This is a genomic window from Streptomyces sp. NPDC017991 (assembly GCF_044328075.1).
Lineage (GTDB): Bacteria > Actinomycetota > Actinomycetes > Streptomycetales > Streptomycetaceae > Streptomyces.
This window is the reverse complement of record NZ_JBIRGP010000016.1, coordinates 39052-63837: the sequence shown is the minus strand read 5'-3', so window position 1 is coordinate 63837 and position 24786 is coordinate 39052. Positions and strand designations below refer to the sequence as shown.

Below are 24786 nucleotides of genomic sequence, written 5' to 3'. Positions count from 1 at the left end.
TACTGTGACTACTCTGGGTTGTCCGCGAGTGATCTTGCCGCCCGGACGCAGTGGGCGAGCGCCCTGCGCGCGTACTCGGGGGAGGCGCCCGCGAGTCCGCACGACGGGGTGAGTGTGACCGCGTCCGTGAGAAGCCCCGGACTCAGCCCCAGCCTGCGCCACAGCGTCCTGACACCCATGACGCTACCGGCAGGGTCTGACAACGGACCGTCCGTGCCCGCCACGACACCGGCGAAGAGCCGGGTCCCCGCTTCCACGGCTTCCCCGATGACGTCGTCGTCACGCTCGGTGAGGAGCGCGAAGTCGAAGGAGACGGCGGTGGCTCCGGCCCTGCGCAGCAGCGCGAACGGTACGTCGGGGGCGCACGAGTGCACGACGGCGGGCCCGCCCTCCTGCACACCGATCACATCGCGCAGGGTGGCCTCGACGAGCTGCCGGTCGACGGCCCGGTGGGTGCGGTACCCGCTCGCGGACCGCACGTGCCCGCGCAGGACGGCGATGAGCGAGGGTTCGTCGAGCTGCAGGACGATCTCGGCGCCGGGGATACGGCGCCGTACCTCGGCGAGGTGCTCGCGCAGGCCCTCGGCGAGCGATCCCGCGAGGTCCCGGCAGGCCCCGGGGTCGGAGAGCGCCACCTCGCCGTTGTGCAGTTCCAGGGCCGCCGCGAGCGTCCAGGGGCCGACGGCCTGCACCTTCAGCGGACCCTCGTAGCCCTGGGTGAACTCCTCCAGGGCGTCGAGGTCTTCACCGAGCCAGGATCTGGCCCGCTTGGTGTCGCGGCCCGGCCGGTCCCCGAGCCGCCAGCCGCTGGGCTCCACGCGCGCGTACAGCTCGGAAAGCATTCCGGCGGTCCGGCCGATCATGTCCGCGCCGGGGCCGCGGGCGGGCAGTTCCGCCAGGTACGGCATGCCCGTCCCGGGGCCCTCGAAGGTCCCGGCCACGCTCTTGGCGGTCTCCCGGGCGTCCCCGCCCGGCATCGACCCGATGCCGGTGGCGGGGCCGGGCCTGAACTCGCTGTTTTCGCTCACCCGGGAAGCCTACGGAACCGGTGGGGGCCCGGCGCCCACGGGAGGGAGCGCGCGGGGCCGAGCTCTGGTCCGAGTCCGGGTCCGGATCCCGGTTCGGGTCCGGGTCCGGGTTCGGGTCCAGGTCCAGTTTCGGCTCCGGGTCCGGGTTCGGCTTTGGTCAGCGGCCGGGGCGTACCGTCAGGTCGTTGACCTCGGCGTCCTTCGGCAGGTCGAGTGCCATCACGATGGTCGTGGCGACGGACTCGGGGTCGATCCACTTCGAGGGGTCGTACTCCTTGCCCTCCTGCTGGTGGACCTTGGCCTGCATGGCGCTGGCGGTGCGCCCCGGATAGACGGAGGTGACCCGGACCCCGTTCGGGTGCTCCTCGTGCCGCAGCGAGTCGGCGAGGGCCTTCAGCCCGTGCTTGGAGGCGGCGTACGCGGACCAGTCGGCGTAGGCGTTGAGCCCGGAACCGGAGTTCACGAAGACCACATGCCCGTGCGCGAGCCGCAGTTGGGGCAGGAAGTGGCGGGTCAGCTCGGCGGGCGAGATCAGATTGACGTCGAGTTGATGGCGCCAGGTCTTCGGGGTCAGGTCGCCGACCCTGCCGAGGTCGATGACGCCCGCGATGTGCAGGAGCGAGTCCACCCGGTCGGGCAGCGTCTGGTGCGAGAACGCCCAGGACAGCCGGTCCGGGTCCGCGAGGTCGCCGACGAGGGTCCGGGCGCCGGGGAACTCGGCCGCCAGCTCCTTCGCGCGGCCCGCGTCGCGCGCGTGGAGCACGAGGTCGTCCCCGCGCGCGTGGAGGCGGCGGGCGACGGCCGCGCCGATGCCGGAGCCGGCTCCGGTGATCACATGAGTAGCCATGCCCGCCATGCTCGCAGCACGCGCGCTCACTGCGTGCCGCGGCTCTCCTCCAGGTAGGCGAGCGCTCCCACGGCCTCCTCCGCGAAGAACACCAGATCGGTGAGCGGTACGGGCAGGAATCCCTCGGCCTCCATACGCAGGAACTGCTCCTTCAGGCCGTCGTAGAAGCCGGCGGTGTTGAGCAGGACGACCGGCTTGTCGGTGTGCCCGTGCTTCTTCAGCTCCAGGATCTCGGTGGCCTCGTCGAGGGTGCCGGTCCCGCCGACCATGATGACGACGGCGTCGGCATTCTCAAGAAGCAGCGCCTTTCGCTCCGCGAGGTCCCGCGCGACGAGCATCTCGTCGGCGCCGGCGCGCGCCTTCGCCGACAGGAACTCCACGGAGACGCCCACGAGCCGCCCGCCCGCCTCCTGCACGCCGTCGGCGACGACCTTCATGAGCCCGACGTCGCTGCCGCCCCACACGAGCGTGTGCCCGCCCTTGCCGAGCAGTTCGGCGAACTCGCGGGCGGGCCGGGTGTAGCGCTCGTCGAGCTCGGCGGCGGAGAGGAAGACACAGATGTTCATGCGCTCAATTTACGGGTCGGCCTCGGCGTCCGGGGAGGCGTCCGGGAAGCACATCCGGAGAGGCGTCCGGGGAGTTGTCCGGGGAGGGAAGAACGCGGCGACGCCGCACGCTGTACTCATCAAGAACGTGTCCGAACGCGGCCGAACGCGACCTAGCGTCTGCCACCTCCGCGCGACCTCTACCGAGGAGTCGAACCGTGACCAAGGGCCATCGCATCACCGTCGAGCAGGGCACCGAGCGCGTCCGGGCGGTCCACAACGGCCAGGTGCTCGCCGACAGCACCCGCCCGCTGGTGCTCCGCGAGACGGGTCTCCCGCCGCGCTACTACCTCCCGCCGGAGGACGTCCACGTAGACCTGCTGACACCGTCGGACACCTCCACCCACTGCCCGTTCAAGGGAGACGCGTCCTACTGGTCGCTCCCGGACGCCCCGGACCTGGTCTGGGCGTACCCGGACCCGAAGCCGGAGGTGGCGGAGATCAAGGACCACTTCTGCTTCTACGAGGTGGAGACGGTGGCAACGGGCTGACACCACCGGCGCCCCCGCTCCGTGACGGACTCTTGTCGGCGCCTGGCCGAGGCGTACCGCCTGTACGGAGAGCCGGCGGAGGCGGGCCGCTGGATGTACCTCGAACAGGACAGGGACGCGGCCGAGACCTCCGCCTTCGAGGCGAGGTACCACTCGGCTCAGCGGCGCATGCGGGCCCTTGCCTGGCGGGGCGGTGAGTCACTCGCCCCGACAGCCTTCGCCAAGGAGCAGGCAAGGAGCAACTGTCGGCGGTACGCGCCGCTTGCTCCGCAGCCACGGGGCGCCCCGTCGACTGGGACACGGTGCCGTCCGAGGAGGACGAGAACAGCGGCCGCAGCGACTTCGCCGGCTACCTGGCGGGGGCGGGGTGCCTGGTGGCGGTCCTTGCGTTCATCGCGATCTGGGTGATTGGAGTCATCGCCCTCTTCGACTGACTCGACCGGCACCCCCGCCGCGAGGATTCGCGGCGGGGGTGCCGGCTCCTGCGTGAAGAGAGGCATGTTCGCCTCTCCCGGCCCGACGGCTCAGAAGCCGCCGCCCTCGTACGGGTAGCGCTCGACCTTCAGCAGCCAGTTCTGGAAGCCGAACACGGTGCCGGACCCCAGGTGGACCTTCACCTTGATGGTGGCGTCCCGGACGGTGGCCTCGGGCGGGTACTCGAAGGCCCGGATGGTGGTGAGGCTGCCCCACTCCTCGGAGCTCTGCGCGGTGGCGTACCGGTGGTTGTTGCTCTGCGGGTGGCCGTCCTGGCCGCCGAAGGTGATGTCGAGGCTGCCTGTGCTGGGCTGTCCGCCGATCAGCGTCTCGGCCGTGAAGGTGGCCACGAAGAGGCCGCCGAGGCTCGGGGTGCCCTGGCCGACCTGGGCGGGGATCACTGCCCCGGGCAGGTCCACCCAGTTGCCCTTGGTGGTGAGTTCATAGCGATCCGAGTTCCAGATCACCGCCACCCGAGGCAGCTGACCGGAGGCGTGGATCGGGTCTTTCAGCGCATCACTCATGGCCGTACCTTCCGTAGAGGAAAGTGCCCTGATGTGCCTAACGTAGAGCGGCGATCGCATGAGCGGAGGGGGCGGAATCCGCCATTACGCACTGGGTTGTCGGGGTGTGCGGACGGCCGCATTCCGGATCACCTGGACGTGAGGCCTGAAATATCAGGGGCGCTCCATCGGAACCGCCGGCATGCTCCACCGCGTGACCGCACCCCATGCCCTTGCCGTGTTCGGCTCAACCGGAGCGGTCGGCCCGCTGCGTTGTCACGCGTCCCTCACCGACATCGCGGCGAAGCTGGGGGCGCCCTGGGACATCGGCCGCGTCAGCGGACGACGCCGCTGGCCGCACCTGTTCTCGTACGGCGACGTCGAACTCTGCGTCTGCCGCTGCCGCCTCATCACCTCGATCCGCGTCCGGACCTGGCGCGACACGATCGGTCTCCCGCACCCCCGATCGGGGGGAGTCGACTCCCATCCAGGTCCCCTGACCCACCGGCAGATGACCTCGGCGCTCGAAGCGGCCGGGTGCCGTTGGCAGCAGGTCACCCTCAACCAACCTCCGGGCCAGACAGCGCTGAGCACCGATCCGGTCGGAGTCACCTTCACTTTCCGCACTGCGGGCACGCCTGAACCACTCCTGGAGTCGGCCGGCATCTGGACCAGCGCACACGAGTGCGTACCTCCGGCCCCCGACGCCCCGGACGATGGCTTCGGAGCGGCCACCGAGGGCAGCACCTGATGCACACGGCGATACGGCCACTGGCCGGTCGCCGTCCCCACCGAACAGATCAGGACTGCACGCCTACGGCCGTACGTCGAGTGGTGGCTCGCTCGACCGTCGTGGAGCGATGACCCTGTAGTGGTTGTCGAAGGACAGGACCATCGGATGCCGGAGCCGCCAGGCCAGACACGCGTTGACCGCGTCGGTCAGGCCGATCGCCTGTCCCAGGTACTGGCGCTGAATCTTCTCCGCTTCGCCGAGGAGTTGCGCGTCCACGACGGGGATCCGCGCGTATCCCGTGGCGGCGAGGGCCCGTAGGCGTGAGATCACCTCTACCGCCTCCTTCTCCGAAGCCTGCTGATGAAGGAGGTAGTCGAGTTCGGCAAGGACGAGCGGAGACAGGACGAGAATCCTCGCCAGGCCGAGCGCGTCGACTCCGTCCCGGTGCCGGTCGTCGCGGCGGTTGAAGGCGGCGAGCAGAACGCTGGTGTCGGCCACCGCGAGGGTGACGGGTCCTGTCACGCGGCGCTTCCGCCCCGCAGATGTTCGTGCACGTGACTCGCGAGATCGGTTGGTCCGTCGAAGAGCCCCCAGTCATCGACGGCCTCACCGACGGTTCCCTCGGGAATCACCAGTTTTCCCGCCGCCCATTCGATCGCCAGTGCCTCGGGGGTGCGCCCGTCGAGAGCGGCGAGATCACGGAGAATGCCGGCCATCGTGCCCGAGACCGTGACATGGGCCTGGATGGGCTGCGGTTCTTCGGGCGGCAGTGCCGCGCCATCTCCTGCCGAGATCACCGGACTCTCCTTCGCTTTCAGGGTGTTACGACTCTATATGTCAGCGTCGGCAGTGGAGGGTCGACCTGATCGGACACCCTGCGCGGGAAGGGCGTCCGGGGCCGGGGCCGGGGGCAGCTCGCGCTCCGGATCGCCCAGGCACGTCAGGCCGCCAGCGCCGGTGTCGGGGTGCCGTTCGGCGGTGTCGGGGTGGGTAGGTTCAGTTCGAACCAGAGGGTTTTGCCGCCCGGGCCCATCGGTGCGTCCCCTATGGCACAGCCGCCCCACCGGTCGGCGACCATGCCCAGGATCAGCAGACCTCGGCCGCCGTCCGCGTGGACCCCGAGCAAGGCGGGTGTCGCGCCCAACGGTCCGGGCAGCGTCGGCAGGTCCGGGCTCATGTCCCAGACGCTGACCCGCAGTACGGGGTGCAGCCACTGGAGCCGTACGGAGGCAGGGCCCTTCGTGTGCCGTACGGAGTTGGTGGCCAGCTCCGACGTCAACAGCTCGGCCCGGTCGTTGAGTTCGTGAAGACCGTGGGCGTTCAGGACGGCGCGCAGTGCCAGGCGGACGATGCCGGGGCCCCGGGGGTCGCAGGGGAAGTGGACTTCGTAGTGCCAGGGGGCCGTGAAGGGGAGGGGTGGGGGGTCTGGGAGACCGGTCAGGGGGTCGAGGGTGGGGAGGAGGTAGTCGGGGGTGGGGGGTGGTCCAAGTCGATCGGTCGGAATCCGGTTCGTGTCGTGGTCCGTACTCACGTGGCATCTCCTGAGTCGCGCAATGGCGAAGGGTTACGTGGATGCGTGCCCGAGGTTGTTCGGTAGCCGCTACTGGTGTCTCTGCCGCGCTACACCTGCCGTCCCGGGTTGGCAGGCCTGGCGCGGTGTACTTCCGTATGTGACGGAACCGAGTGGCACGGGTTAAACCGTAGACCACGCATTTAACCCGTGCCATAGCCTTAATCAGAACGGGTTAATAATTGCCGTGAGTGGACCGGACTCAGCAGGGTCGGCACACTGTGCGCGAGCAAGGAGAGTCCTTATGGCAGCAAACAGCCCCCCAACCATCAGGCAGCGCCGCTTCGGGCTGGAGTTGCGGCGCCTGCGCGAGGGTGCGGGCATGTCCGCGCCACAGGCAGCCGGAGCTCTGGGCACCGACCGCACGAACATCTCGAACATCGAGGCCGGTCGCTACGGCATCGGGGAAGAGCGGCTGCGACGACTGGCCAGCATCTACGAATGCAACGATGAGGCGCTGGTCGAAACGCTGGTTTCGATGACGGGCGGCCGCAAGCCGGGCTGGTGGGACGAGTACCGGGGCAAGGTCCCGCCCGGCCACTTGGACATCTCCGAGATCGAGCACTACGCCGTGCGACTCCGCACCGTGCAGACCTCTCATCTGCCCGGCCTTTTCCATACGGAGGATCACGCAAGGGCGATCTTCGACCTGGTTGTGCCCAAGCTGCCCCGGCTGGAGGTGGAGCTTCGCGTCGCTCATCGGCTGGCCCGGCAGGCCGTACTCACTCGCGAGACCCCGGTTCCGTACACGGGGATCATTCACGAAGCCGCTCTGCGGATGCAGTTCGGCAGCAGGGATGTCGCTCGCGCGCAGTTGCAGCACTTGCTGGAGCAGAACGAGCGCGACAACGTGACCCTGTTGGTGATCCCGTTCACCAACGGCGGCTTTCCCCTGGCGGGGGACTCGCTCCTGTACGCAGTCGGTGCCGATCCGCACCTGGACACAGTGCAGATGGATTCGCCGGCGGGAGCGCTGTTCTTCGACTCACCTACCCAGTTGGAGAACTTCCGCTTGCGGCTGGACCTGGTCGAGCAAGCCACGTTGACTGCAGTCCAGTCGGTGGAGTTCATCCACCAGGTCACCAAGGACATGTGAAAAGGTGCGCAACTTGCCCGAAATGAAATGGCTCAAGTCGTCCTTCTCCGGCGACGGCGGCAACAACTGCGTCGAGGTCGCCTCGACCTCGAACGGCGTCGCCCTCCGCGAGAGCGACAGCCCGGCCGAGGTCCTGGCGACGGGCCAGGGCACTCTCCTGTCCCTGATACTCGGGATAAAGACGGCCACCGTGCCGCCTACGCCCTGCTCAACGCCCGCCACGCCGCATTGATCAGGTTCTGCGCGTCCGCCCCGTACACCGCGGAGTTCCGCAGTGTGTGCCACGTACGCAGATAGGTGGCGATGGAGTCCCTGTCGTCGACCCACAGGTCCGCGTGCCAGACTTCGACGGTGACCAGGCGCTCGTCATGAATCCAGAAGCCGCCGGTCGGTGGGATTCTCAGCGGGGCGGCCATCGGGATGACGCCGAGTTCGATGGTGTCCATGCCGATCAGGCGTGAGAGGCGGTCCAGTTGGACGGCGAGCACTGACGGAGCGCAGATCAGAGAGCGGAGCGCCGTCTCGCCGACCAGGATCTTGAACTGTTTGTGCGGGTCGTGGAGCACGTCCTGCCGCTGCATCCGGGCACGTACTGCTTCCTCGGTGTCCCTTGGGGAGCGCTGAAGTTCTGCGTACCGTGTAAAGACCGAGCGGGCGTAGTCGGCGGTTTGCAGGATGCCCGGCACGGTGACGCTCTCGAAGCCGTGCACCACGGTGGAGCGCTGATACTCGGCAGCGAAGGTCTGCTGCACCGGGCGATGTCCTCTGGCGAGTTGCCTGCGCCACGACCGGATGTGCGACCTGAAGCCGCGGAGCTGTGCGAGCAGTCCGTCGTACAGGTCGCCCTGCCCGCATGCCACCGCCCACCGCTGTAGTTCTTCGGTCGTGATGGTCTGCTTGCCGTTTTCCAGTTTGCTGACCTTGACCTTGGTCCATCCGGCGCCAAGTCGCTCAGCCAGTTGCGTACCGGTGAGCCGTCCATCGGGGCACGAGAGCCGGAGTTCCCGAAGTCGTGCGCCGAACGCCTCGCGTGCCCTTTGATAGTCCGTACTCACCGGTGCACACCTGCTTCTACTCCTTCGCGGGCATGAGCGTCGCGAAGCTTTCGTATGGGATGGCGTGATGCAGCGCCGCGTCACGCAGCATGCAGTACCGGACGACTTCGGCCGGCTCCGTGATCAGCTCGATGTTCACGATGTTGTCGGCGTCGTCGAAGTTGATGAGCACGACGAGACGGCTGTCCAGGATCCAGAAGTCCGCGTGCCCGAGGTGTAGCTCTTCGGCGTCTTCGCGCCACAGGTTGCGCATGTTCTCGCCCAGGGCGGCGTTACGCTCCGCGTTGGCCATGAGGTACCGCTGACCGAGGGTCGGCGGGTTGTCGACGACGCGTACGCGGCCGACGGACTTTCCGGCTGCGATCTGCTTACGGATCGTGGTGCAGTACCACGAGTCCATGTCCCACTCGACAGCGCCCGTACCGACGAACTGCGCGTAGGTGTCGGTGACTTCATCGGACGCGTAGCGGCCCCTCGTCTCCATTCGCCACGCGGAATGCTCGAAGGTCTCGAACAGCCTGTTGAGTGCTTCGAAGTCGACGGTCTTCGCTGCGCGTGTCACGTCCTTCGGCCCCCAGTCCACGATGAGCTCGCGCGGGACGACGATCGGCACTTCGCCTTTCCCGAGATGCTGGAGCTGGGCGAGATCGTCAGGGTCGGTGAGCGGAGGCCCGTGCACGATCACTTCTCGCGTGTCCAGGTCTTCGTGTACGGCGGGGCAGCCGGTATCCCCGCTACCTGTGCCGTTGAAGCGCAGTCGTCGCGCCATGATCTCGTGCCTTCCGTCGGGAGCTGCTACGTCCAGCTTCCCCAAGGTCAACGCCGCGTGTCGCGGGTTCAGTTGCCTGATATGAGAAACTTCGCGCAACTTTGACAACTCGTCAAGCAACTGCGAGCAACCTGGGTAGCGGCCGACAACAGACCGTTCCTACGGTCCTCTTCATGACCGCGAAGCAGCGACAGCCGGCTGCGGCTCGCTCAGATCATGAAAGAAGACCTCTATGGGTGCACTCCTTCTACGGCCTACCTTTGCCTGGCTGGAGATCACGGGCCTGTGCAATCTCTCGTGTCGTCACTGCTACGCCGAATCCTCCCCGCAAGGAACACACGGTGACATGACCGATGCGGACTGGTTTCGGGTTCTCGACGAACTCAAGGCCATGGCCGTTCGCAACGTCCAGTTCATCGGCGGGGAACCGGCATTGCACCCAGCACTGCCCGAACTGATCCGGCACGCGCGGGCTCGCGGCATCCTGGTCGAGGTCTTCTCGAACCTCACTCACGTGAAGCCCGCGGTGTGGGAGGCACTCCAGCTCCCCGGCGTACGACTCGCCTTCAGCTACTACAGCGACGAAGCCGAGGACCATGATGAGGTCACACAGGCGCGGGGCTCTCACAGCACGACGCGCGCCAATGTCAAGAAGGCCAGGGCTTACGGGATCCCGATGCGCGGCAGCGTGATCAGCGTCCTGGAGAGGCAGCGGAGCACCGAAGCACGTGATGATCTTCTCCAGCTCGGCATCCGGGATGTGCGTACAGACCGCATCCGCCCGTTCGGACGCGGTGCCGATGGATCGGATCCGCGCATCCACAGGCTGTGCGGGATGTGCGGCCGAGGGAAGTTCGCGGTCTCGCCGAACGGCGACGTCTGGCCATGTGTCTTCTCGCGATGGATGACCGTGGGCAACGTGCTTGAGCGCCCGCTGGAACAGATCTTCAGCGGTGTTGCGATGCGTGCCGCGCGGGCCGAACTCGAAACCGTCTTCCCGGACACGGCAACCTCGGATCAGCCCACGTGCCTCCCCGAATGCAATCCGTCGTTCGAGACCTGCGCGCCACAGACGGCGTGCGCGCCGGACGCCGCGTGTGCGCCGACCAGTGACGGTGGGCTGCTGAACCGACCTCTGCCCTCCCCGCATCAGTCGGTGCGCTATCACAACCCTGGGGCGAGCGGCACGCGCTGCTGATCGGTCACGCCTCCGGAGCCGGGTCCAAGTGGGTAGCGTTCGGCATCCGCTATGACCTCGCCAGGAGTGACCATGGATGACGTGACGCTGTACCTTGCACGACGTGATGCGTACGCCGCCTTCCTCACGGCCGCTGATGCGGAATCCAACGTGGCGTGGCATCGGGTGGACGGGCGCTACGCCGACGAGCGTGCGGCGGTGGCTGCGGTCGATGAAGCCTATGCCGCGGCACGAGGCGCCTTCACCGTGATCGAGGTGGAGGGGCTCGGCCCGGTAGAGGAGGGGCACGCCGTTCTCGCGCAGTTGGCCGCGATGCACAAGGACCATGGGAGCACCCCGGACTGGAAAGCCTTCAAGGTGGCGCGTGAGAATTTCCTCCGCGCGGCGACCGGCTGTCTGCAGTCGATGCGCGACGATCGCTGACGGGAGGCGGGGTGCTGACGGGCGGGCGCCACGCGATCGGCTCAAGCCTTCGCCCGAGACCTTGCAGGCTTTCAGGCGGGGACTTGGCTGCGCCCGGACCTCAGCCGACGTTGACAGCGGCAGCCGCCCGCCTCGTCGTGGCGATCGTCGCCGAGCCCACCACCCGGGTGTCCTCGTACAGGACGATCGCCTGGCCGGGGGCCACGCCGCGGACCGGGTCCGTGAAGGTGACCTCCAGGGTGCCGTCCACCAGTTCCGCGCGGACCTCCGTCTCGCCGCCGTGGGCGCGGAGCTGGGCCGTGTACGTGCCGGGGCCCGTCGGGGCCGCGCCGCACCAGCGGGGCTTGATGGCCGTCAGGGCGGAGACGTCCAGGGCGGCGACGGGGCCGACCGTCACCCTGTTGTCCACCGGTGAGATGTCCAGGACGTAGCGCGGCTTGCCGTCGGCGGCCGGTGTGCCGATGCGCAGGCCCTTGCGCTGGCCGATCGTGAAGCCGTACGCGCCCTCGTGGCTGCCGACCACCGCGCCCGACTCGTCGACGATGTCGCCCTCCGCCTTGCCCAGACGCTTCGACAGGAAGCCCTGGGTGTCGCCGTCCGCGATGAAGCAGATGTCGTGCGAGTCCGGCTTCTTGGCGACCGCCAGGCCCCGGCGCTCGGCCTCCGCGCGGATCTCGTCCTTCGTGGTGAGCGTGTCGCCGAGAGGGAACAGGGCGTGGGCGAGCTGGCGGTCGTCCAGGACCCCGAGCACGTACGACTGGTCCTTCGCCATGTCGGACGCGCGGTGCAGCTCGCGCGTGCCGTCCTCGTTCACCAGCACCCTCGCGTAGTGGCCCGTGCAGACCGCGTCGAAGCCGAGAGCGAGGGCCTTGTCCAGCAGGGCCGCGAACTTGATCTTCTCGTTGCAGCGCAGACACGGGTTCGGGGTGCGCCCGGCCTCGTACTCGGCCACGAAGTCGTCCACCACGTCCTCGCGGAAGCGCTCGGCGAGATCCCATACGTAGAACGGGATGCCGATGACGTCCGCGGCCCGGCGGGCGTCGCGCGAATCCTCGATCGTGCAACAGCCACGCGCGCCCGTGCGGAACGATTGCGGGTTCGCCGAGAGGGCGAGATGCACACCGGTCACGTCGTGCCCGGCTTCCGCGGCACGGGCGGCGGCGACGGCGGAATCCACGCCACCGGACATGGCGGCCAGTACGCGGAGGGGGCGGGGGCGCTGTGAGGTCTCAGTCATAACCCCTCAAGGGTACGGGTCCCCGGGAACCGGAGCCCGCGAGTATCCGTTGACGATCACATGGGGGAGACGACGAATGACTCGGACCGGGGCATCTCGCGCCGCGCGCTGTTCATCGGCGGGGCCGCTGCCGCCGTGGGCACCGCCGTGCTGGCCCGGGACGAGCTGGGGCGTCTGTGGTGGCGTACGCCGGGCGTGGAGAAGCCGCGCAAGGAGGGTGAGGTCGACTTCGGGGGCGCGCGCTGGGTGGCGGCGTCCTCGGCGAACTGGCGACTTGCGGACCGGCCCGACGACTTCGGCGTGGACCGCGTGATCATCCATGTCACGCAGGGCAGTTTCAAGAGCGCGGTGAAGGTTTTCCAGGATCCCGGCCATGGCGCCGCCGCGCACTACATCGTCGGCAAGGACGGCCGCATCACCCAGATGATCCGCGAGCTGGACGTGGCCTTCCACGCGGGCAACCGCGAGTTCAACGAGCGGAGCGTCGGCATCGAGCACGAGGGCTTCGTCGACCGGCCGGAGGACTTCACGGACGCCATGTACGAGGCATCGGCCCGGCTCACCGCGCGCATATGTGCCCGGTACGACATCTCCGTCGACCGCGAGCACACCATCGGGCACGTGGAGGTGCCTGGCACCGACCACACCGATCCGGGGCCGCACTGGGACTGGGACCGGTACATACCGCTGGTGCGTGAGGCGGCGAAGCGGGACGCCGAGCGGACCGCCGGCCCGAGTGCGAGCCCGAGTGGGACCCTCAGTGCCGGTGCGACGGCGGCTCCGAAGGCCACCCCGGCTGCCGAGCGCGGCGCGTGACGGGGGCGAGCGGCCAGCGCTAGCTCAGTCCCGCCGTCCTGGCCCTCTCCACCGCCGGGCCGATCGCCTTGCCCACCGCTTCCACGTCCGCCTCCGTCGACGTGTGGCCGAGGGAGAAGCGCAGGGTGCCGCGGGCCAGGTCCGGGTCGGTGCCGGTGGCGAGGAGGACATGGCTGGGCTGGGCCACGCCCGCCGTGCACGCGGAGCCCGTGGAGCACTCGATGCCCTGCGCGTCGAGCAGCAGGAGCAGGGAGTCGCCCTCGCAGCCGGGGAAGGTGAAGTGGGCGTTCGCGGGCAGGCGGCCCCCGTCCGCCGGGTCGCCGCCGAGGATCGCGTCGGGCACGGCCGCGCGTACCGCGTCGACCAGGTCGTCGCGCAGCGAGCCGATCTCGCGCTCGAACCACTCCCGCTGTCCGGCGGCGGTGCGGCCCGCCACGGCGAACGCGGCGACGGCCGGTACGTCCAGGGTGCCGGAGCGCACATGCCGCTCCTGGCCGCCGCCGTGCAGGACCGGCACAGGGCTGTACTCGCGGCCGAGCAGCAGCGCCCCGATGCCGTACGGGCCACCGATCTTGTGTCCCGAGACAGTCATCGCGGCGAGTCCCGAGGTCCCGAAGTCGACGGGGACCTGGCCGAAGGCCTGGACGGCGTCCGCGTGCAGCGGGATCTCGAACTCCCCCGCCACATCCGCGAGTTCGCGAACCGGCGTGATCGTGCCGATCTCGTTGTTCGCCCACATGACGGTCGCGAGGGCGACGTCGCCGGGGTTGCGGGCGATGGCCTCGCGCAGGGCCTCGGGGTGGACGCGGCCGTACCGGTCGACCGGGAGGTACTCGACCGTGGCGCCCTCGTGCTCGCCGAGCCAGTGGACGGCGTCGAGGACGGCGTGGTGTTCGACGGGGCTGGCCAGGACCCGGGTGCGGGCCGGGTCGGCGTCGCGGCGGGACCAGTACAGGCCCTTGACGGCGAGGTTGTCGGCCTCGGTGCCGCCGGAGGTGAAGACCACCTCGCTGGGGCGGGCGCCCAGGGATTCCGCCAGGGTCTCCCGGGACTCCTCGACCGTACGGCGGGCGCGGCGGCCGGCCGCGTGCAGGGAGGAGGCGTTGCCCGTGACGGCGAACTGGGCGGTCATTGCCAGGGCCGCCTCCGGAAGCATGGGGGTGGTCGCGGCGTGGTCGAGGTATGCCATGGTGAGCCCGATTCTAGGGCCCGCTCTCGGCCGGCCTGGTCGGGCGGGGGCTGTTTGCGTCCGGCCCGTCGTCCGCGCCGGGTCCGGCCGGGCTCAGAAACTCCAGGACAGGGTGTTGTCCGCCGACATGAAGACGACCAGGACCACCAGGTCGGCGACGCCGAGACCGAGGCCCAGGAAGGCGCGTCCGCGGCGGGTGGTGCCCCGGAGGAGAGCCGTCGCGGCCAGGACGATCGAGACCGGGCCGAGGACGACGTTCAGAGCGAGCAGGCCGACCAGGCCGAGGATGAAGGACGCGACGGCCATACCGTCGGCGTCACGGGCGGCGCTCCGGCGCCGCGGGGCGGCGGTGGTGAGTTCCATGTGTCTGCTCCCAGCAGGCAGTCGTACGGGGACGGGTGGCATGTACGTGAACGGGTGCCGCGCACCTGGAGAGGTAGCGCACACCTGGACAGGCGGCGCGTACCTGGACAGGTATGTGGACGTCGGTTCGGCCCGAGGTCTCTCAGCCCGAGGTCTCGCGGCGGCGGCCGTGGCGCTCGCGGATCGCGAAGACCATCAGCCAGACGCCGATGACCACGGCGGCCACCACGGTGAAGGAGAGCGGTGCGTGGGCCACGGTGCCCAGCACGACGCCCAGCAGCAGGAGGGCTGCGACGAGGAACAGCATGAGTCGCCTCTCGTGACGATTCGGTGAACGCTTGTGGTAACAGTTGTCCACTGACTCGAAAGTCTAACGCGTCGGGCGACTTTCGCCGCACGGAGAACAGTTGTTTACTGCATGGCATGAGTCACAGTCCCGGTGTCCGGCAGGCCCAGAAGCAGAAGACCCGACAGGCGTTCCTGGACGCCGCGTTGGGCCTGCTGGAGGAGCAGAGCCTCAGCAGCCTGGGGCTGCGCGAGGTCACCCGTGCCGTCGGCGTCGCCCCGACCGCGTTCTACCGGCACTTCCACTCGACCGCGGACCTCGGTGTCGCCCTGGTCGAGGAGGCGCTGGGCAGCCTGCACCCGATGATCTCCGGCACGGTGTCCACGGCCGGCGACAGCGACGAACGCATAGACCGTGCCGTCGCCCTGATCGCCCGTCACGTGCGCGCGTATCCGGCGCACATCCGGTTCATCGCCCGTGAACGCAACGGCGGTGTGCAGAAGGTCCGGGCCGCGATCGCGGAGCAGATGGACCGGTTCGCCGACGAGGTACGCGCCGAACTGGCCAAGCAGGCCGAGTCCGACGGCTGGAGCGACGACGACCTGCTGATGCTCGCCGGGCTGTACGTCGACCAGATGCTGATGACCGCCAGCGCCTTCCTGGAGGCGGACCCGGACGACCCGGACGAGGAGGAGCGGGTGGCCCGGGTGGCGAGGCGCCGGATGCGGCTGATCAGCATCGGCCGCCGCCACTGGCTGCGCTGACACGGCCGGGCAGGTGACCCGCCTGTGGTGGGGGCAAAGGACGCCTCAACTCCCCCGCCGGTACCGCCCGTACCGCCGCTACCGCCCGTACAGCTCCGTCACGGACGCCGCCGCCCGCGCCAGTTCCTCGCGTACCCCGGGCGGCGAGAGGACCTCCAGCCGGTCCCCGAAGGCGAGCAGCGGGCGCGCCTCGCCCACGACCCCGTACGCGAGCCGTGCGACGACCCACTCGCTCGTCCCGTCGTCCTGGGGCGGCTCGGTGAGCGAGCCGCCGTGCAGGCGCAGGAACAGGTCGAAACGGTCGCGCCGCACCCGCACGGTCACGTCGATCCCGCCGGGCCGCTCCTCGACCTCGCGCCGCAACGCCTGCCAGGCGTCCGCCAGTTCCACTCCGGGCCGCCGCCGCACCGTCGCGTCGGTGAGGCGGGCCGAGCGCACGCGGTCGGCGCGGAAGAGCCGGGGCCTGCCGCGCCGGTCGGCCACGAGATACCAGACGCCCGCCTTGGCGACGAGCCCATAGGGGTCCACGGTGTACGTACGCGCCTCGGTGTCGCCGCCGTGGCGGTAGCTCAGCCGCAGCCTGCGGTCGGCGAACACCGCGTCCTGGAGGGCACCGAGGTCGACCGCGGCCCGGGGCCCGCCCTTCCGGCCGGTGGTCCAGCGCGTGGCGTCGACCAGGATGCGCCGGCTGGTGACCTCCGCGGCGGGCCGGTGCGGCTCCGGCAGCGCGGCCATCACCTTGCGCAGCGCGGAACCGAGGGCCGCGTCGAGGCCGAGCGCGGTGTGGGCGCCCTGCGCCGCCAGCACGAACAGCGCGCGCGACTCGTCGGCGGTGAGCCCGGTGACGTCCGTACGGAATCCGGCGAGCAGTTCGATCCCGCCGTGCCGGCCGCGCTCGGCGTAGACCGGGACGCCGGCGGCCGACAGCGCCACGACGTCCCGGTAGATGGTCCGCACCGACACTTCGAGCCGCTCGGCGAGTTCGGGCGCGGGCACCCGGCCACGGGTCTGCAGCAGCAGAAGGATGGCCAGCAGCCGGTCGGACTTCACACCTTCACTGTACGAAGACCTGGCAACGGACGAAGTCCGGGCGGCGTACGAAGTCGGGCGGCGTACGAAGATCAGCCGAGCCGCACCCGGGCCAGTTGGCGCGACTGCGCGACGAGCCGGTCCTCGCTGTCCCAGACCTCGGCGTCCTCCTCCAGGAAGCCGCCCGCGAGGTTGCGGGTGGTGATGGCGATCCGCAGGGGCCCCGGCGCCGGACGGCTGCGCACGTGCACGGTCAGCTCGACGGTGGGCACCCAGCCGCTCAGGCCGAGTTCGAAGGCGGTGGGCGGCAGGGCGTCCACCGCGAGGAGCAGCGAGAGGGGGTCGGCGTCGCGGCCGTCGGCGAGACCGAACCAGGCGCGCATCTCGCCCCGGCCGGACGGCGCCCCGAGGGCCCAGCCGAGCGTGCCCGGGTCGAGCTTGAGCATCAGCCGGTCGGCGATGGCGGAGCTGCCGGGGACGGGGGCACCGTCGGGGCTGTCCGAGGCGCCGAAGCACTGGTCGATCGGCGGGATCGCGGGCGGCTCCGCGGTCGTACGGACGTCGTCGGGCAGGCCGTCGAGGTCTCCGTACGAGGCGAGGACGCGGATCCGCTCGACCTCGCGGCCCTCGTCGTCGTACTGGAAGAGGGATGCCTGGCCGGTGGAGAGGGTGCGACCGGCGCGGACGACCTCGGTGCGCACGACCGCGGGGCCCGGGCGGGACGCCGTCAGGTAGTGCGCGGAGATCGTGAACGGGTCGGAGTGCGGCAGGGCGTCGGCGAGCGCGCGGCCCAGGACGGCGAGGAGGTAGCCGCCGTTGACCGCGTTGATGATCGTCCACCCGGCGGACAGGTCGATGTCGTAGACGCCGGGCTCGCGGCGGGTGACCGCGGTGTCGCGGTCGAACTCGCTGTCGCCGATCCTGGCCCGCAGCGCGTGCGCGGAAGCTGCTTCTGGCATGCGTGAACGGTACAACAGGTAAATACTAAGCGGTAGCTTTCCCTGTTTCGATCACATGAACTCACGCCCGGCCCACTCCGGAACCTCGCCCCGCAGCCTCACTCCGATACCTCCACCGCCGTCGAGCGCCGGTGCCACGCCCGGGGCGCGCGCCAGTGGTAGCGCATCGCGAGCAGCCGCAGCGCGAAGGCGGTGACGACCGCGAGCCCCGAGGTGAACGGGCTCAGCACGTCGTAGCGGATGCACAGGACGACCATCGTGGCGCCGACGATGGCGGGCACGGCGTACAGGTCGCGGTCCCAGCGCAGCAGCGACGGCACCTCGTTGGCGAGGACGTCCCGCAGCACACCGCCGCCGACGGCCGTGGCGAGGCCGAGGGTCGCGGAGGCGGTGAGGCCGAGCCCGTACTCGTACGCCTTCGTCGTGCCGGAGACGCAGAAGAGGCCGAGGCCGGCCGCGTCGAAGACGTTCACCCCCAGCTGGATCCGCTCCACCTCGGGGTGGAGGAAGAACACGAGCAGGGTGGCGAGGAGCGGGGTGAGGAAGTACCCGAGGTCGGTGAAGGCCGCGGGCGGCACGGCCCCGATGACCAGGTCCCGGAACAGGCCGCCGCCCAGCGCGGTGACCTCCGCGAGGACGGCGATGCCGAAGACGTCGAAGTTCTTGCGCACGGCCAGCAGCGCGCCGGAGATCGCGAAGAAAAAGATGCCGACGACTTCGAGCGTGTGCTGGACGGAGGGGGTGAAGAGTTGCTGGAGCACCTCTGCATTCTCACCCAGCACACAGCCCCCGCCTTACATTGCAAGGCGGGGGCTCGGTGTTACTTGCGTTACTTACTTCTCTTGCTTCTCTTACTTCTCCTTGGCGGGAGCCTCGTCCTCGGGCGCGGTCACGGCCGGCGTCTCCGGCGCGGTCACGGCCGGCGTCGCGGCCGGGGTGCCCGCGACCTCCGCCGCCACCGCGGCCGACGTCGCCGCGGACTCCGCGAGGACCTCGTCGGCCACCAGCTCCGCCGCCTGCTTGGCGACGGTCAGCAGCACGGTGTCCTGCGGGGCCTGGTCCTCGAAGTTCTCCGGGTGGTGGCAGGCGACCTGCTGACCGGGCTTCAGCTCCAGGAGCGGCGGCTCGGTGGTCGTGCAGATCTGCGTGGCCTTCCAGCACCGCGTGTGGAAGCGGCAGCCGCTCGGCGGAGAGATCGGCGAGGGCACGTCTCCCTGGAGCAGGATGCGCTCGCTCTTGGCCGACTTGCGCCGCGGGTCCGGGATCGGCACGGCCGACATGAGCGCCTTGGTGTACGGGTGCATCGGCGCCTTGTACAGCGAGTCGCGGTCGGCCAGCTCGACGATCTTGCCGAGGTACATCACGGCGATACGGTCCGAGACATGGCGTACGACGGACAGGTCGTGCGCGATGATCACGTACGTGAGGCCGAGCTCCTGCTGGAGGTCGTCCAGCAGGTTCACCACCTGCGCCTGGATCGACACGTCGAGCGCGGAGACCGGCTCGTCCGCCACGACCATCTTCGGGTTGAGCGCGAGCGCGCGGGCGATGCCGATGCGCTGGCGCTGACCGCCGGAGAACTCGTGCGGGTAGCGGTTGTAGTGCTCGGGGTTGAGCCCGACCACCGACAGCAGCCGCTGGACCTCCTTCTTGATGCCGCCCTCGGGCGTGACGCCCTGGAGCTTGAAGGGGGCGCTGATGATCGTGCCGATGGTGTGGCGCGGGTTCAGCGACGAGTACGGGTCCTGGAAGATCATCTGGACGTCACGGCGCATCGGACGCATCGCGCTCACCCCGAGGTGCGTGATGTCCTTGCCCTCGAACTCCACGGTGCCCGCGGTCGGTTCGAGCAGCCGTGTGATCAGCCGGCCCATCGTCGACTTGCCGCAGCCGGACTCGCCCACGACGCCCAGGGTCTCACCGGACTTGACCTCGAAGTCGAGGCCGTCGACCGCCCGCACCGCGCCGACCTGCCGCTGGAGCAGGCCCTTGCGGATCGGGAAGTGCTTCTGCAGCCCGGTCACCTTCAGGAGCGTCTCGCCGGGAGCGGCGTCCCTGGTGAGGGTCGCACCCGCGGCCACGCCTTCGCGCTGTGCGGAGTTGGCCACTGGTTTGTCCTCTGCTTTGTCACTCACAGCTTCGGCGCAATCTCTTCGGTCCAGATCCGTTCCCGCTGCTCCTGCGTCATGTGGCAGGCGGCCCAGTGCTGGCTGCCGACCACGGACAGCTCGGGGCGGACCGTGCGGGTGACGTTGTCCTTGGGTACGTCCGCGTACGCGCAGCGCGGGTTGAAGGCGCAGCCCGTCGGAAGGTTGATCAGCGAGGGCGGGGAGCCCTTGACCGGGATCAGCCGTTCGGTCTGCTCACGGTCGAGCCGCGGCATGGAACCCAGCAGACCCCAGGTGTAGGGGTGCCTGGGCTCGTAGAAGACCTTCTCGGCCGGACCCCGCTCGATGCAGCGCCCGCCGTACATCACCAGGATGTCGTCGGAGAGTTCCGCGACGACGCCCAGGTCGTGGGTGATGACGATGACCGCGGAGCCGAACTCCTTCTGCAGGTCCCGGATGAGGTCGAGGATCTGCGCCTGGACGGTCACGTCCAGGGCGGTCGTCGGCTCGTCCGCGATGAGCAGTTCGGGGTTGTTGACCAGCGACATCGCGATCATCGCGCGCTGGCGCATACCGCCGGAGAACTCGTGCGGGTAGCTGTCCACCCGCTTGTCCGGCTGCGGGATGCCGACCCGGTCGAGCATCTCGACGGCCCGCCTGCGGGCCGTCTTCTTGTCGACCTTGTGGTGGATCCGGTAGGCCTCCACGATCTGCTGACCGATCGTGTAGTACGGGTGCAGCGCCGACAGCGGGTCCTGGAAGATCATCGCCATCTCGCGGCCACGCAGCTTGCGCACGTGGTCGGGGTCGGCGGTGAGCAGTTCCGTGCCGTCCAGCCAGATCTCGCCGGAGATCTGGGCCTTGCGCTTGCCGTACTGGCCGGTCGTGTGCAGGCCCATGATGCCGAGCGAGGTCACCGACTTGCCCGAACCCGACTCGCCCACGATGCCGAGGGTCTTGCCCTTCTCCAGCGTGAAGCTGAGCCCGTCGACGGACTTGACCAGTCCGTCGTCGGTCGGGAAGTGCACCTTGAGGTCGCGGACTTCGAGGAAGGCGGAGGGGGCGGGCGAGTCCTTGACGGGCTCCCCCACGGCGGCTCCGCTCTTGCTGAGTTCGGTCATGAGAGCCTCACTCGGGGGTCGATCACGGCGTACAGCAGGTCCACCAGCAGGTTCGCGATGATCACCGCGAGCGAGGTGATCAGCGTGACGCCCAGGATGACGGGCAGGTCCTTGTCGCTGATCGCCGTGAGGACGGCCTGGCCGAGGCCGGGAAGGCTGAAGGTGGTCTCGGTGAGGATCGCGCCACCGATCAGCGCACCGAGGTCCATGCCGAGCATGGTGAGGATCGGCGTCATGGTGGAACGCATCGCGTGCTTTCCGATGACGACGGGTTCGGTCAGGCCCTTGGCGCGGGCCGTCCGGATGTAGTCCTCGCCCAGGACCTCCATCATGGTGGCTCTGGTGATACGGGCGTACATCGCGGCGTAGAGGAAGGCGAGCGTGACCCAGGGCAGGATCATGCCGCCGAGCCAGCCGCTGAAGCTCTCCGCGAGAGGCACGTACCGGCCGTCGATCCAGCCCAGTCCGTAGCTGAAGATCGCGAGCGACAGCATGCCGGTGAAGTAGATGGGGAGCGAGACGCCACCGAGGGCGATGATCATCGCGCCGCGGTCCCAGAGGGAGCCGCGCTTGAGCGCGGAGAGCACACCCGCCGCCACACCGAAGATCAGCCACAGGAAGGCGGCACCGAGCGCGAGACCCAGGGTCACCGGGAAGCGGTCGGTGAGCACCGGCCAGATGGCCTGCTCGTTGCGGAAGGAGTAGCCGAAGCAGGGCGCCGCGCACTCCGTGACGTCGCCGCCACCCGAGTACGTACGGCCTACGAACAGGCCTTTGAAGAACTCCCAGACCTGGGCGAAGATCGGGTCTGCCAGACCGAGCTTCTGCCGCACGGCCTCGATGGCCGCAGGGTCCGCCTGCTTGCCGACGAACATCGTGGCCGGGTCCACGCCCGCCCAGCGGGGGACGAGGAAGAAGATGCCGAAGACCACCAGAATGATGACCACCAGCATCACTGCGGCGGCGAAGAGCCGCCTGATGAGGTATGCGAGCACTGCTCTCGGCCCGGCGGCGGGGCCGCGGGCCACCGGAGGTCTTCCGGTGGCCCGCGGGTCACGCCGCGCCGGCCTTCACCTGCCTTTCGTGCCGTATGGCGGGTGCGCCGGTCGGTGTTACTTCTTCAGGCCGAGGTTGACGAAGTCGTACTGACCGCTGTAGCCGTCGGTCGTGTAGACGTTCGCCAGTCGGTTGGAGCGCCAGTTGATGAACTTCTCGAAGACGAAGGGCAGGTAGTAACCGCCCTCCATGACCTTGTGGTTGATCTCCGTGGAGATCGCGGCCTTCTTCGTGCTGTCGAGCTCCTTGGTGTAGCTGTCAAAGAGTCCGTCGATCGTCTTGTCCTTGATCAGGGCGAAGTTGTTGTTGCCGCTCTCAAGGATGTAGTCGCCGCTCCACAGGGGCAGGCCGTAACCCTGGACGCTGGGGAAGTCCGGGCCCCAGCCCATGATGATGATGCCGTAGCCCTTCTTCTTCACGTTCGAGGGGCTACCGATGATGCCGGTGGTCTGGGCACCGTCGAACTGCTCGATGTCGACGGTGATGCCGACCTTCTTCAGCGACGCCTGGAGGGACTCGGCGGTGGCCACCTCGACCGGCTTGTTGTTACGCACCGCGATGGTGGTCTTGAAGCCGTTCGGCTTGCCGCAGGCCTTGAGCTCTTCCTTGGCCTTGGCGACGTTGCCGGTCTTGTTCGTCGTCGCCGACTCGTACGGGTCGTACTTCTGACCCTCGGAGCCCGGGACCGACGGCGGCAGCATGTTGGTACCGATGTCGCCACCGGCGACCGGGCCGCCACGAGCGGTCTGGAGCGACTGGTGGTCGGCACCGTAGATCACGGCCTTGCGGCAGTGCTCGTTGTCGAACGGCTTGACGCTCTGCGGGAAGACCGCGTAGCGGATGTAGCCGGAGACCGGGTTGTCCAGGTTGCCCTTGTGCTCCTTCAGGGCGGTGGTGCGGCCCTGCGGGGAGAGACCGGTCTGGCCGATGTCCAGGTCGTAGTCGCCCTTGATCAGGCGCTGGTCCATGTCATTGGCGTTGGTGAAGAAGTCGACCGTGATCTTGTCCGGGTACGCCTTGCGGATCGGGTCCGAGGACGCCTTCCACTCGGTGTTGCGGACGAGCACGATGCCCTTGCTCGGCGTGTACGACTGGAACTTGTACGGGCCGGACGAGAACGGCTTCAGGCCGTACTTGGACTTGGTGTCCTTGTCCTGGCGGACCGGGGAGGCCGAGGTCAGCGCGAGCATCTCCTCGAAGTCCGAGTTCGCCTCGGGAAGCTTGAAGATGATCGTCTTGTCGTCGGGCGTCTCGATCGCCTTCAGGCCGAGCTTGTCCGCGGACTTGTCCTTGTACGGGCCCTTGTACTCCTTCTTCGGGTCCAGGACCTGCTGAAGGTAGATCGGACCGCCGGAGAGCACGTCCTGCGCCCACGCGCGCTCGATGCCGTACTTGACGTCCTTGGAGGTGATGGGCTTGCCATCTTCCCAGGTCGACCCGTCACGCAGCGTGTACGTGTAGGTCTTGCCGTCGTCCGAGACCTTCCCGGGCGCGGTGGCGAGGTCCGGCGTGACCTTGGCACCGTCGGCGCCCGGCTGGGTCGCGTTGGTGACCAGCTGACGGCTGTAGTACCGGGAGAAGTTCCACATGAAGCCGTAGTAACCGCGGGTGGTGTCCCACGAGTCGGCGTCCTGGGCGCCCGCGAACTTGAGCGTGCCGCCCTTCTTGGCGAGGGAGGCCTGGGCGACCTTGTTGTTCGCGGCGTCGAAGCCGGCCGCGCCGGTCTTCGAACCGCCCCCGTCGTCGTCGTTGCCGCCGCCGCACGCCGCCGTGGACAGCAGTGCAGCGACCACGGCTGCGGCGGCCACGGCCTGCTTGCGCCGCCCTGTGGTGCGTTGGGTACTCACTCGGATCCTCCGATATGTAGCGGCCCGTCGACAGATGACGGGTCCCTTGGGGGTACGGCAGTTCAGCGGGAGCCCTTCGGGTCGAGCGCGTCACGCACGCCGTCGCCGAAGAGGTTGAAGGAGAGCACGGTGATGAAGATCGCCACACCGGGGATCACCATGTACATGGGATCCGACTCGTAGTAGTCGATCGCCGCGGAGAGCATCTGTCCCCACGAGGCGGTGGGCGGCTTGACGCCGACGCCCAGGAAGCTGAGCGCCGCCTCGGTGAGGATGTTGGTCGGGATCATCATCGTCGTGTAGACGATGATCGGAGCGACCAGGTTGGGCAGCAGCTCCTTGAACAGGATGTAGAACCGTCCTGCTCCGAGGCTGCGCGCCGCTTCCACGTACTCGCGTTCCCGCAGCGAGAGCGTCTGGCCGCGGACCACGCGTCCGACGTAGGGCCAGCCGAAGAAGCCGATGACCAGGATCATCACGAACAGGCGCACGCCCGTGCCGGTCAGACCCAGCATCTCGTTCGGCATGACCGAGACCAGCGCGATGATGAAGAGCAGCTGCGGGAAGGCCAGCAGGCCGTCCATCACGCGGCTGACGGCCGCGTCGACCCAGCCGCCGAAGTAGCCGGCGAGTACGCCGAGGATCGTGCCGAGCACCACGGCGACCAGGGCCGACAGGAAGCCGACCAGCAGGGAGATCCGGGCTCCGTAGACGATCCGGGCGAAGATGTCGCGGCCGCTGACGGGTTCGACACCGAACAGGTGGTCCCCGCTGATGCCGCCGTAGGACCCGGTGGGGGTCGAGAAGAGCGGGTCGATCAGGTCCTCGTGATGCGTCTCGGGATCCTGTCCGACCAGGTTGGCGATCACTGGCGCGAACAGCGCGATCAGGATCAGCACGAGCACGACCATGCCGCCCGCCAGGGCCAGCTTGTCGCGCTTCAGGCGCTCCCAGGCGATGCGGCCGAGGGAACGCCCTTGTACCGCCTTCGCCTCGGCGGAGCCGGCAATGAGCGCCGCCTCTTCGGCCGCGCTCGGTGCGGCTTCGGCCGTCGGCTCGTGCAATGGTGCCGTCATCGTGGCAGGGACCCCTCTCAACCGGCGGTAGCCGGCCCACGCTTGCCGCTGTAGCGGCGTGATCAGTCCGTCGTACACATCTGGAGGTTTAAACCCCCTGGACCGGGAGTCTTCAACGCCTCGGTGATCTGAAGCCAGACTTC

29 protein-coding genes and 1 pseudogene are annotated in these 24786 nt (G+C 68.9%); 9 read left to right on the top strand and 21 right to left on the bottom strand.

Features of this window, described 5'->3' with window-relative positions; genetic code table 11:
• Window positions 1-8: 8 nt before the first annotated feature.
• From ACH4DZ_RS37240 to ACH4DZ_RS37230, 3 genes are all read right to left on the bottom strand, one after another.
• Entirely contained in the window at window positions 9-1028 is a 1020-nt protein-coding gene (locus ACH4DZ_RS37240) for a methionine synthase (RefSeq protein WP_398292920.1), read from the bottom strand.
• 157 nt (window positions 1029-1185) lie between these two features.
• Window positions 1186-1884, bottom strand: coding sequence for an SDR family oxidoreductase (locus tag ACH4DZ_RS37235; RefSeq protein ID WP_398293309.1), 699 nt, complete (start codon window positions 1882-1884; stop codon window positions 1186-1188).
• Window positions 1885-1901: 17 nt separating this feature from the next.
• The gene (locus tag ACH4DZ_RS37230) at window positions 1902-2441 is read right to left on the bottom strand and encodes a TIGR00730 family Rossman fold protein (RefSeq protein WP_398292918.1); all 540 of its coding nucleotides are present in this window, start codon (window positions 2439-2441) and stop codon (window positions 1902-1904) included.
• 197 nt (window positions 2442-2638) lie between these two features.
• Between ACH4DZ_RS37230 and ACH4DZ_RS37225 the strand changes: the two genes are divergently transcribed.
• Together ACH4DZ_RS37225 and ACH4DZ_RS37220 are read left to right on the top strand one after the other, a co-directional pair.
• Window positions 2639-2971, top strand: a complete 333-nt coding sequence (locus tag ACH4DZ_RS37225; protein ID WP_398292916.1) for a DUF427 domain-containing protein — start codon at window positions 2639-2641, stop codon at window positions 2969-2971.
• Between the two features lie 36 nt (window positions 2972-3007).
• Window positions 3008-3405, top strand: a pseudogene (locus ACH4DZ_RS37220) (DUF6584 family protein); the annotation flags it as partial.
• 90 nt (window positions 3406-3495) lie between these two features.
• On the opposite strand, the gene ACH4DZ_RS37215 reads toward ACH4DZ_RS37220, so the two are convergent.
• Entirely contained in the window at window positions 3496-3969 is a 474-nt protein-coding gene (locus ACH4DZ_RS37215) for a hypothetical protein (protein WP_398292913.1), read from the bottom strand.
• Window positions 3970-4162: 193 nt separating this feature from the next.
• Between ACH4DZ_RS37215 and ACH4DZ_RS37210 the strand changes: the two genes are divergently transcribed.
• A complete protein-coding gene (locus ACH4DZ_RS37210; protein ID WP_398292911.1) occupies window positions 4163-4699 on the top strand; it encodes a hypothetical protein in 537 nt (178 codons plus the stop codon).
• Window positions 4700-4762: 63 nt separating this feature from the next.
• On the opposite strand, the gene ACH4DZ_RS37205 is transcribed toward ACH4DZ_RS37210, so the two are convergent.
• From ACH4DZ_RS37205 to ACH4DZ_RS37195, 3 genes are all read right to left on the bottom strand, one after another.
• On the bottom strand, window positions 4763-5203 hold the full coding sequence (locus tag ACH4DZ_RS37205; RefSeq protein ID WP_398292909.1) for a type II toxin-antitoxin system VapC family toxin: 441 nt from the start codon (window positions 5201-5203) through the stop codon (window positions 4763-4765).
• A complete protein-coding gene (locus ACH4DZ_RS37200; RefSeq protein WP_398292908.1) occupies window positions 5200-5478 on the bottom strand; it encodes a hypothetical protein in 279 nt (92 codons plus the stop codon). The genes ACH4DZ_RS37205 and ACH4DZ_RS37200 overlap by 4 nt, the downstream gene beginning before the upstream one ends.
• Window positions 5479-5621: 143 nt before the next feature.
• Window positions 5622-6212, bottom strand: a complete 591-nt coding sequence (locus ACH4DZ_RS37195; protein ID WP_398292906.1) for an ATP-binding protein — start codon at window positions 6210-6212, stop codon at window positions 5622-5624.
• 283 nt (window positions 6213-6495) lie between these two features.
• Between ACH4DZ_RS37195 and ACH4DZ_RS37190 the strand changes: the two genes are divergently transcribed.
• Both ACH4DZ_RS37190 and ACH4DZ_RS37185 read left to right on the top strand, forming a co-directional pair.
• Window positions 6496-7347, top strand: coding sequence for a helix-turn-helix domain-containing protein (locus ACH4DZ_RS37190; RefSeq protein WP_398292904.1), 852 nt, complete (start codon window positions 6496-6498; stop codon window positions 7345-7347).
• Between the two features lie 22 nt (window positions 7348-7369).
• Complete coding sequence (locus ACH4DZ_RS37185; protein ID WP_398293307.1) at window positions 7370-7579, top strand: DUF397 domain-containing protein; 210 nt, start codon at window positions 7370-7372, stop codon at window positions 7577-7579.
• Here ACH4DZ_RS37185 and ACH4DZ_RS37180 read toward each other — a convergent pair.
• Window positions 7545-8402, bottom strand: a complete 858-nt coding sequence (locus ACH4DZ_RS37180; RefSeq protein ID WP_398292902.1) for a helix-turn-helix domain-containing protein — start codon at window positions 8400-8402, stop codon at window positions 7545-7547. The two genes, ACH4DZ_RS37185 and ACH4DZ_RS37180, sit on opposite strands and share 35 nt — an antisense overlap.
• Before the next feature lie 16 nt (window positions 8403-8418).
• The gene (locus ACH4DZ_RS37175) at window positions 8419-9171 is read right to left on the bottom strand and encodes a DUF6879 family protein (RefSeq protein WP_398292900.1); all 753 of its coding nucleotides are present in this window, start codon (window positions 9169-9171) and stop codon (window positions 8419-8421) included.
• Between the two features lie 232 nt (window positions 9172-9403).
• On the opposite strand from ACH4DZ_RS37175, the gene ACH4DZ_RS37170 reads away from it, so the two are divergent.
• Both ACH4DZ_RS37170 and ACH4DZ_RS37165 read left to right on the top strand, forming a co-directional pair.
• On the top strand, window positions 9404-10369 hold the full coding sequence (locus tag ACH4DZ_RS37170; RefSeq protein ID WP_398292898.1) for a radical SAM/SPASM domain-containing protein: 966 nt from the start codon (window positions 9404-9406) through the stop codon (window positions 10367-10369).
• Window positions 10370-10441: 72 nt separating this feature from the next.
• Window positions 10442-10792, top strand: a complete 351-nt coding sequence (locus tag ACH4DZ_RS37165) for a hypothetical protein (RefSeq protein ID WP_398292897.1) — start codon at window positions 10442-10444, stop codon at window positions 10790-10792.
• A gap of 100 nt (window positions 10793-10892) precedes the next feature.
• Here ACH4DZ_RS37165 and mnmA read toward each other — a convergent pair whose 3' ends face one another.
• Window positions 10893-12029 carry a tRNA 2-thiouridine(34) synthase MnmA gene (gene mnmA / locus ACH4DZ_RS37160; protein ID WP_398292895.1) on the bottom strand — a complete coding sequence of 379 codons (1137 nt, stop codon included), beginning with the start codon at window positions 12027-12029 and terminating at the stop codon, window positions 10893-10895.
• A gap of 60 nt (window positions 12030-12089) precedes the next feature.
• Between mnmA and ACH4DZ_RS37155 the strand changes: the two genes are divergently transcribed.
• Window positions 12090-12845: an N-acetylmuramoyl-L-alanine amidase gene (locus ACH4DZ_RS37155; RefSeq protein WP_398292893.1), complete on the top strand. Its 756-nt coding sequence runs from the start codon at window positions 12090-12092 to the stop codon at window positions 12843-12845.
• A gap of 19 nt (window positions 12846-12864) precedes the next feature.
• On the opposite strand, the gene ACH4DZ_RS37150 is transcribed toward ACH4DZ_RS37155, so the two are convergent.
• The 3 genes from ACH4DZ_RS37150 to ACH4DZ_RS37140 form a co-directional block, all read right to left on the bottom strand.
• Window positions 12865-14034, bottom strand: a complete 1170-nt coding sequence (locus tag ACH4DZ_RS37150; protein ID WP_398292891.1) for a cysteine desulfurase family protein — start codon at window positions 14032-14034, stop codon at window positions 12865-12867.
• 93 nt (window positions 14035-14127) lie between these two features.
• The gene (locus ACH4DZ_RS37145) at window positions 14128-14397 is read right to left on the bottom strand and encodes a DUF4190 domain-containing protein (RefSeq protein ID WP_398292889.1); all 270 of its coding nucleotides are present in this window, start codon (window positions 14395-14397) and stop codon (window positions 14128-14130) included.
• 142 nt (window positions 14398-14539) lie between these two features.
• On the bottom strand, window positions 14540-14704 hold the full coding sequence (locus tag ACH4DZ_RS37140; protein ID WP_387325836.1) for a hypothetical protein: 165 nt from the start codon (window positions 14702-14704) through the stop codon (window positions 14540-14542).
• A gap of 116 nt (window positions 14705-14820) precedes the next feature.
• On the opposite strand from ACH4DZ_RS37140, the gene ACH4DZ_RS37135 reads away from it, so the two are divergent.
• Complete coding sequence (locus ACH4DZ_RS37135) at window positions 14821-15447, top strand: TetR family transcriptional regulator (RefSeq protein ID WP_398292887.1); 627 nt, start codon at window positions 14821-14823, stop codon at window positions 15445-15447.
• A 78-nt stretch (window positions 15448-15525) separates the two neighbouring features.
• Here ACH4DZ_RS37135 and ACH4DZ_RS37130 read toward each other — a convergent pair whose 3' ends face one another.
• The 8 genes from ACH4DZ_RS37130 to ACH4DZ_RS37095 all read right to left on the bottom strand — a co-directional run bounded on the left by ACH4DZ_RS37130 (window position 15526) and on the right by ACH4DZ_RS37095 (window position 24643).
• The gene (locus ACH4DZ_RS37130) at window positions 15526-16497 is read right to left on the bottom strand and encodes a helix-turn-helix transcriptional regulator (RefSeq protein WP_398292885.1); all 972 of its coding nucleotides are present in this window, start codon (window positions 16495-16497) and stop codon (window positions 15526-15528) included.
• Between the two features lie 71 nt (window positions 16498-16568).
• On the bottom strand, window positions 16569-17435 hold the full coding sequence (locus tag ACH4DZ_RS37125) for a thioesterase family protein (RefSeq protein WP_398292883.1): 867 nt from the start codon (window positions 17433-17435) through the stop codon (window positions 16569-16571).
• A 98-nt stretch (window positions 17436-17533) separates the two neighbouring features.
• A complete protein-coding gene (locus ACH4DZ_RS37120) occupies window positions 17534-18196 on the bottom strand; it encodes a trimeric intracellular cation channel family protein (RefSeq protein ID WP_398292881.1) in 663 nt (220 codons plus the stop codon).
• Window positions 18197-18286: 90 nt separating this feature from the next.
• Window positions 18287-19543: an ABC transporter ATP-binding protein gene (locus tag ACH4DZ_RS37115; protein WP_398292879.1), complete on the bottom strand. Its 1257-nt coding sequence runs from the start codon at window positions 19541-19543 to the stop codon at window positions 18287-18289.
• Window positions 19544-19566: 23 nt separating this feature from the next.
• Window positions 19567-20664: an ABC transporter ATP-binding protein gene (locus ACH4DZ_RS37110; RefSeq protein ID WP_398292877.1), complete on the bottom strand. Its 1098-nt coding sequence runs from the start codon at window positions 20662-20664 to the stop codon at window positions 19567-19569.
• Window positions 20661-21659, bottom strand: coding sequence for an ABC transporter permease (locus ACH4DZ_RS37105; protein WP_398292875.1), 999 nt, complete (start codon window positions 21657-21659; stop codon window positions 20661-20663). Before ACH4DZ_RS37105 ends, ACH4DZ_RS37110 begins: the two co-directional genes overlap by 4 nt.
• 117 nt (window positions 21660-21776) lie before the next feature.
• Window positions 21777-23567 carry an ABC transporter substrate-binding protein gene (locus ACH4DZ_RS37100; RefSeq protein ID WP_398292874.1) on the bottom strand — a complete coding sequence of 597 codons (1791 nt, stop codon included), beginning with the start codon at window positions 23565-23567 and terminating at the stop codon, window positions 21777-21779.
• 62 nt (window positions 23568-23629) lie between these two features.
• The gene (locus tag ACH4DZ_RS37095) at window positions 23630-24643 is read right to left on the bottom strand and encodes an ABC transporter permease (RefSeq protein ID WP_398292872.1); all 1014 of its coding nucleotides are present in this window, start codon (window positions 24641-24643) and stop codon (window positions 23630-23632) included.
• Window positions 24644-24786: the final 143 nt, after the last annotated feature.